The organism is Actinomadura sp. KC345 (genome assembly GCF_004348515.1).
GTDB lineage: Bacteria > Actinomycetota > Actinomycetes > Streptosporangiales > Streptosporangiaceae > Spirillospora.
Map to the genome: position 1 here is coordinate 1 of NZ_SMKH01000416.1, position 5,490 is coordinate 5,490.

Sequence of the window (5,490 nt, forward strand, 5' to 3'; positions counted from 1 at the left end):
ACCCCACCCCACGCCAATGCCCCACCGCGAAGGGCACATCAGACCAGGTCCACGAATAGTTCGTGGCTGGTGTTCTTGCCGGCGACGAGGCCGTCCGCTTCGTCGGCCGCCGGATCAGGCGCAGATCCGCTCTTGCTCCTCCTGTCCCGTTCCCGTAACCGAGCAGGTAGTGACCCTCCATGGCCGAGATGTCGCGGTTGAGGTCGGCAGAAAAGGGCCCGTAGTGGGCCCGCTCGAAGTGATAACCGAGGTCGAGCCCTGCTACCTGGAGGAGATAGGCCACCTTGTGGGTCTCCAGGAGGGAGGTGTTGGCATCGACGGCGAGCCTGCCTCGAAAGCGGTCATCGCGTAGCGGCGCAGCCCGGCGAGCAGGCGGGCCCGGCCCCTGGTCAGTCTGGCCGTTGGGGGCTCACCGGCATGTCCTCGGGGGCTGGAGTACCAGGGGCGTACAGCCGGACCTCGGCGTCCAGTCCGCCGAGCTTCTCGATGATCAGACGACGAACCTGCGGCCATTCGAGCCCGCCGTAGCCGCAGCCCAGAGGCGGAACGGCCACACTCGTGATCCTCAGTTCGACGAGGGCCCGCGCCAGGTCGTCCAGGCCGGTGCGAACGTCCTCCAGTCGGGAGGGCTGACGCCAGTGGCGTTTGGTGGGGAAGTTCAGGATCCACCGGTCCCCGTCGATGGACGTGGCGAAGATCCTTCCGGGACGCACCCGCCCCTCGGCGCAGGCCCGCGCGTAGGCGCTGAAGTTGTCGGGATAAGCGCGCTTGAACTGGAGAGCGATGCCCTTGCCCATGACACCGACTGTGTTGACGGTGTTCACGAGCGCCTGCGCGTCATCGCGCAGCAGATTCCCGGTTCGCTCAACGATCATCCAGCTCCCCTCCTCCTCAACTCTGTCCCTGACATGGGCCGTCGTCCGCCGTGTTCCCCCAGTACCTGGCCTTCATGATCTCCAGTCGACGTGGTCGGCCGGCTTCTAGGCGTCGGAGGTGAACTTCGCTGTATCGAGAACCGCGTTCCGGTCCGTCGCGACCCAGTACAGACCCGCGCCCACCACCTTGGAGAGCCGGGTGACCAGGTAGATCAGATGCGTCTGGTCGCGGTCGTACCGCTCCACCTTCCCGCCGAGGATGCTGCGGAGCATGGGCGACCGTGCAGCGAAGTAGAAGGGGGCGTAGTCGGCGACGGCTCCTCCGGGCGGTACCGGTACCGGGCGCTTCCCCCTGCGTTCCTTGATACTCGGCTGACCGCACTCGCGAACGCCGGGACGGCGCCCCTTGTCGGACCGAAGCCCTCGTACGCGCGACCTCCGCGAGATTGTCCAGATGTGTGAAATGCAGGAGCCATGGATCGTCCCAGGGACGATTCCAGAGATCCGCGGTGTCAGCCATGAGGTGGTCATCGTAACGACGTCCACCGACATGGTCTCCGATATGCCTGCCCGGCAGTCGGGAAGCAGGGTGCGATCATCAGCGATTCCGGGCTTGCCAGACGGCTGCGCCCGACATGACGATGTTCCTCCATAGCGTCCTAGGAGCGCCGAATGGACATCGATGCCCTATGGGCCGCGGCCGAAGGCTGGGATTGGCTGCAAGACCACGATCACCTGCAAGTGGCCGGCTGCTGGACATTTGTTCGCGACAGGACGCCCGCCCAGGCCATCGCGGCCTTCGGCATGGATCCTGCTACCGCTCGCATGCTGACTCTCGATGATGGTGTTAACGCCTTTTCCGGCCGTGTGGACCAGGAGGGGAACATCTTGCCCTGGGCGCGATTCGGTGCCTTCGGCGAGTGGACGTTCGCCTTGGAGTCCGCAAGCTACCTGGGGCACAAGAGGGACGGGGTGGGCAGGTCACTGTTCATCGGCACTCAGGCGGCAATTGTCTGGTGGTCGCCGGAAGACTGCGAGGTGGGGTTCAGCGAGGACGGCCGAGGTGTCGTGGCGTTCGAACCCTGCATGGAGTGGAGCCTGGTCGGCACCGACCCCGACCGCTTCGCGCCTCAGATGCGCGAACTGGGCATCCTGCCCTGCCCCGACGACTGGCACATTGCCGACCGCCCTTCCAGGGTCGTCCACATGCTGGCCTTCCTCACCGCCATCGCCGATATCCGCCTTCCTGGAGACGTCGCACTCGGCCCCCTGCTCACCTGCGGTGTCCCGGCGCCGCCATGAGCTGGGCCCCGAACCGTCGGAGGGCCTTGGGCTACTCACCGCCCAGGTGAGAGCCAGACCAACTCCGAGAGCATTCGCCGCGACGCGCTCTGCGGCGTGAGCCACCGCCCGAACCCCTGGCCGCTGGGTGGAATGGTGGCGGCCGACCCGTCCGGCAGCGCGACCCCGTACGCCACAACCTCCTCCACCACCGCGTCGTCCTCGCCGACGTCCTCCCTGACGAGGGCGAACAGCCTGGGCACAGCACCCCCGGCAAGCGCCACGACCCGCTCGGCCTCGGCCGCGTGGTAGACAGTCAGTTGTTCGGACTCGTGGACGTCATCCATCCGGGTGCTCCCTTCCGAGCGACCGGGCCGGGACGGACGTAGCCGCCAAGCACTGATCCGTCCCGGCTCTTCTCATTTCTTGAGACTCACTGCATCCATCCGGACACTGTCGGTATAGTCGCACCACGCACAGCACAGGGCAAGTTGCTTTGAGTAATTCGCTCCAGCCCTCCGGAGCGATCATGGAAGGCTGAAAGATGGCGGCTACATCCAGGCCGGGGACGCTGCGTTCGCAGTGGCTGGGACAGCAACTCCGCGAACTCCGCGACAGCAAAGGGATCCTCCTCAAGGAGGCTGCCGAGTACTTACAGCGTGACACCGCGACGCTCAGCCGCTACGAGACAGGGTTCTATCCGATCCGGCGCCCCGACCTGCTCGCGCTCCTCGATCTGTACGGCGTTTCAAACCCGGAACTGCGCGAAAAGCTCCTCAACCTCAGCAGGGACGTCTGGCAGAAGGGCTGGTGGGACGGCTACGCGGACGACGTCGCAGGCTCCCTGATCGACTACGTCTGGCTGGAGTCCCGCGCCACCCACATCCGTTCGTACGCGGCGATCGTCCTGCCTGGTCTCCTTCAGACTCCTGCCTACGCCGATCATGTGATTCAGGCGGACGAGCACGAGGCCACGGGTGAGCAGATCAAGCGCTGGCACGAACTTCGCATGACACGCCAACGCGTCCTCCGCAAGCCCGACCCCCCGCGTGTGAGCGCGATCCTGGACGAAGCCGTGCTTCATCGCAGGGTTGGAGCGCCGCAGGTCACCCGCGATCAGCTTCGACACCTGATCAAGCTCTCCGAGCTGCCAACAGTGGAGATCCGAGTGCTCCCGCTGGGCGCCGGGAAGCTGGCGAGCGTCTACGGAAGCTTCGAGATCTTCCAGATGCCGGCGCCCTTTCCCGAGGTCGCCTACACCGAGACGCTGGCCGGTGCGATCTACACTGAGGCACCCGACATTTCGCGATTCGTCCATGCCTACGATGGTCATCTGGCCATGGCTCTCGGGCCGGCCGAATCCGCAGAGATGATCGCGGCAATCGCGGAGGAGAAGCCTTGAGCACGACCGAACCACGCGACATCCTCACCCCCGAGGAACGCGCACACATCGATTGGCGCATCAGCAGCTACAGCCCCAACGGCGGCGGCAACTGCGTGGAGGCGGGCCCCCTCAAGGACGGCACCGACCGCGTAGCCGTCCGCCACAGCCACCGCCCCGACGCCGAAGTAATCCTCTACACCCGCCCCGAATGGGAAGCCTTCCTAGCCGGCGTCCGCAACGGAGAATTCAACTTCTTCGCTTGAACGGTTTCGTCCACGATCGAGTCATAGCGGCCAAGTGGTCCTGGCAACCCACGCTGGATCACGCCGCGGAGGTGTGGCCATCGCCGGCGGACGTGCCAGGGCCGGGTTTCTGGTGGGGCGTGAAGACGAAGGTGGAGTCGCCGTTGTCGAGCTGGATAGCCAGGGAAGCGTCGAGTGCGACGGTCAGCCGGGTAAGCAGGGCAAGAGTCGGCACCGAATCGCCGCCTTCGATGTTGGAGATCTGAGGCTGCGTCATGCCGGCCCTGCGGGCGAGTTCAGCCTGGGTGATATCAAGGGTGACGCGACGATCGTAGACGGCTTGGCCGAGCGCCAGGGCGTGTCCCGCCTCGACGTAGGCGGAGGACTCCTCGACCCCCTCGCCCAGGAGCCTTTTGGTCCGGCGGGTCTTCCACTCGGAGTGATTCACGGCGCCTCCTCCTTGCTCCGGTCGTAGGTGTGCTCAGCAAGGCCGTGCTCGGCTTCACACACCTTCTGCGCTTGCCGGGCCCGATCGATCTCCGTTTCCTCGCGCTGCCGGGTCTTGCGGAACACGGTGAGCAGCACGATCCGTTGCCGCGGGGCGAGCCAGTAGGTGATGCGGACGTGGTTGCCCTCCAAGACGAAGCGTAACTCGCGCACCTTGCCACCGAGGTGGCGCGAGTAGGGCTCACCGAGCGTGGTCGGCTGGGACGCGAGCATGTCGGCCGCCCGTTCAGCCTTGTCATAGTGCCGGTCGCTGAGGAGTTCCAACCACTGCCGGACTTCCAACTCGATCTCGATCTGCCACGGCGCGCTCACGCTGTGATTATACGAAAATCTATATGGGTTGGGCGCCGACCGCAGTACGCCTCGCTACTGGTGTCCGGTGCCCGGCCCCTCGGCCGCCGACGCTGCCCACATCCAGACGGCCGACGCCGGATCAGGGACGTCAGACCGGCCAGGAGGACGGAGTGCTCCTGATCGACTACATCTCGCCAGAGCCCCGCGCCACCCACAGCCCGTCATACGCGTTCGGACCGTCAGGCGAAATCCGCTGCCGTCATCCCGGCTGGATGGCCGGGTGGCCATTGCACGAGTTCGATCCGGTAGCCGTCGGGGTCGGTCAGCCATGACGTCCGCATCCCTGGCCCCAGCTCCGCCAGGGGCTCGGCCGTGACGCCCTTGGCCGCGAGATCGGCGATCGTGGCTTCGAGATCGTCCACCTGGACGACGAGGTGATTGACGGCGCCGATGTCCTCCACCGGTCTCGCTGGATCGTGCACGAGCTCAAGGCTGATGAACGGATCGTCAGGCAGTTGGAGCATGGTCAAGCTGCCGAACGACGTCTCGGGCACGCGACCGACCTCAGCGTAACCGAGCGCGGCATAAAAGGCGAGTGAGCGTTCGATGTCGGTGACCCGCAACCCAAAGTGCAGCATGCGCATGGTCGACAGATTATCCGTCGTCACCCGGACGAGGGGGTACCGGGAGCCCTGGGATTCTTTGCCCAACCGCACCTCCGCCGGACTAACTCTCCTGCGGCCTCCCTTTTCACTTCCTCAATGAGCCACAAGGGCTTGATCCTTCTGGGTGGCCCCAAACGGTGGCGTCTTAATGAAAGGAGACGTGCAACCGCCGCGGCTTTCGGTATCAGGAGGTCGGGGGTCTGCCTTGTGTTTGCCGTTGGGTTTCAGGGGCGGGACTATGC

The 5,490-nt window shown here is 65.4% G+C and carries 10 protein-coding genes; 3 read left to right on the forward strand and 7 right to left on the reverse strand.

Annotated elements, in window-relative coordinates; all coding sequences use genetic code 11:
* The 3 genes from E1281_RS41545 to E1281_RS36965 form a co-directional block, all read right to left on the reverse strand.
* Positions 1-283 (reverse strand): hypothetical protein (locus E1281_RS41545; RefSeq protein ID WP_207943732.1); only part of this gene is annotated, 283 nt, incomplete at its 3' end.
* 106 nt (positions 284-389) lie between these two features.
* The gene (locus E1281_RS36960; protein ID WP_131884352.1) at positions 390-875 is read right to left on the reverse strand and encodes a macro domain-containing protein; all 486 of its coding nucleotides are present in this window, start codon (positions 873-875) and stop codon (positions 390-392) included.
* Positions 876-980: 105 nt separating this feature from the next.
* Complete coding sequence (locus E1281_RS36965; protein WP_131884353.1) at positions 981-1,427, reverse strand: DarT ssDNA thymidine ADP-ribosyltransferase family protein; 447 nt, start codon at positions 1,425-1,427, stop codon at positions 981-983.
* A gap of 120 nt (positions 1,428-1,547) precedes the next feature.
* Here E1281_RS36965 and E1281_RS36970 point away from each other — a divergent pair, with 120 nt between their 5' ends.
* Positions 1,548-2,177: a DUF6461 domain-containing protein gene (locus E1281_RS36970; protein WP_131884354.1), complete on the forward strand. Its 630-nt coding sequence runs from the start codon at positions 1,548-1,550 to the stop codon at positions 2,175-2,177.
* 35 nt (positions 2,178-2,212) lie between these two features.
* Here the strand turns inward: E1281_RS36970 and E1281_RS36975 are convergent, their stop codons facing one another.
* Positions 2,213-2,503: a hypothetical protein gene (locus E1281_RS36975; RefSeq protein WP_131884355.1), complete on the reverse strand. Its 291-nt coding sequence runs from the start codon at positions 2,501-2,503 to the stop codon at positions 2,213-2,215.
* Between the two features lie 197 nt (positions 2,504-2,700).
* Here E1281_RS36975 and E1281_RS36980 point away from each other — a divergent pair, with 197 nt between their 5' ends.
* On the forward strand, positions 2,701-3,558 hold the full coding sequence (locus E1281_RS36980; RefSeq protein WP_131884356.1) for a helix-turn-helix transcriptional regulator: 858 nt from the start codon (positions 2,701-2,703) through the stop codon (positions 3,556-3,558).
* Positions 3,555-3,803 (forward strand): DUF397 domain-containing protein, encoded by a 249-nt coding sequence (locus tag E1281_RS36985; RefSeq protein WP_131884357.1) that lies wholly within the window; start codon positions 3,555-3,557, stop codon positions 3,801-3,803. The genes E1281_RS36980 and E1281_RS36985 overlap by 4 nt, the downstream gene beginning before the upstream one ends.
* Positions 3,804-3,861: 58 nt before the next feature.
* Here E1281_RS36985 and E1281_RS36990 read toward each other — a convergent pair whose 3' ends face one another.
* The 3 genes from E1281_RS36990 to E1281_RS37000 all read right to left on the reverse strand — a co-directional run bounded on the left by E1281_RS36990 (position 3,862) and on the right by E1281_RS37000 (position 5,227).
* Entirely contained in the window at positions 3,862-4,230 is a 369-nt protein-coding gene (locus tag E1281_RS36990) for a helix-turn-helix transcriptional regulator (protein ID WP_131884358.1), read from the reverse strand.
* Complete coding sequence (locus tag E1281_RS36995; RefSeq protein ID WP_131884359.1) at positions 4,227-4,601, reverse strand: type II toxin-antitoxin system RelE/ParE family toxin; 375 nt, start codon at positions 4,599-4,601, stop codon at positions 4,227-4,229. The genes E1281_RS36990 and E1281_RS36995 overlap by 4 nt, the downstream gene beginning before the upstream one ends.
* 221 nt (positions 4,602-4,822) lie before the next feature.
* Positions 4,823-5,227: a VOC family protein gene (locus E1281_RS37000; protein WP_131884360.1), complete on the reverse strand. Its 405-nt coding sequence runs from the start codon at positions 5,225-5,227 to the stop codon at positions 4,823-4,825.
* Positions 5,228-5,490: the final 263 nt, after the last annotated feature.

Bases quoted from the DNA above. Each gene is read 5' to 3' on its own strand.
- E1281_RS36960 (WP_131884352.1), bottom strand. From the start codon at position 875: ATGATCGTTGAGCGAACCGGGAATCTGCTGCGCGATGACGCGCAGGCG.
- E1281_RS36965 (WP_131884353.1), bottom strand. From the start codon at position 1,427: ATGTCGGTGGACGTCGTTACGATGACCACCTCATGGCTGACACCGCGG.
- E1281_RS36970 (WP_131884354.1), top strand. From the start codon at position 1,548: ATGGACATCGATGCCCTATGGGCCGCGGCCGAAGGCTGGGATTGGCTG.
- E1281_RS36975 (WP_131884355.1), bottom strand. From the start codon at position 2,503: ATGGATGACGTCCACGAGTCCGAACAACTGACTGTCTACCACGCGGCC.
- E1281_RS36980 (WP_131884356.1), top strand. From the start codon at position 2,701: ATGGCGGCTACATCCAGGCCGGGGACGCTGCGTTCGCAGTGGCTGGGA.
- E1281_RS37000 (WP_131884360.1), bottom strand. From the start codon at position 5,227: ATGCGCATGCTGCACTTTGGGTTGCGGGTCACCGACATCGAACGCTCA.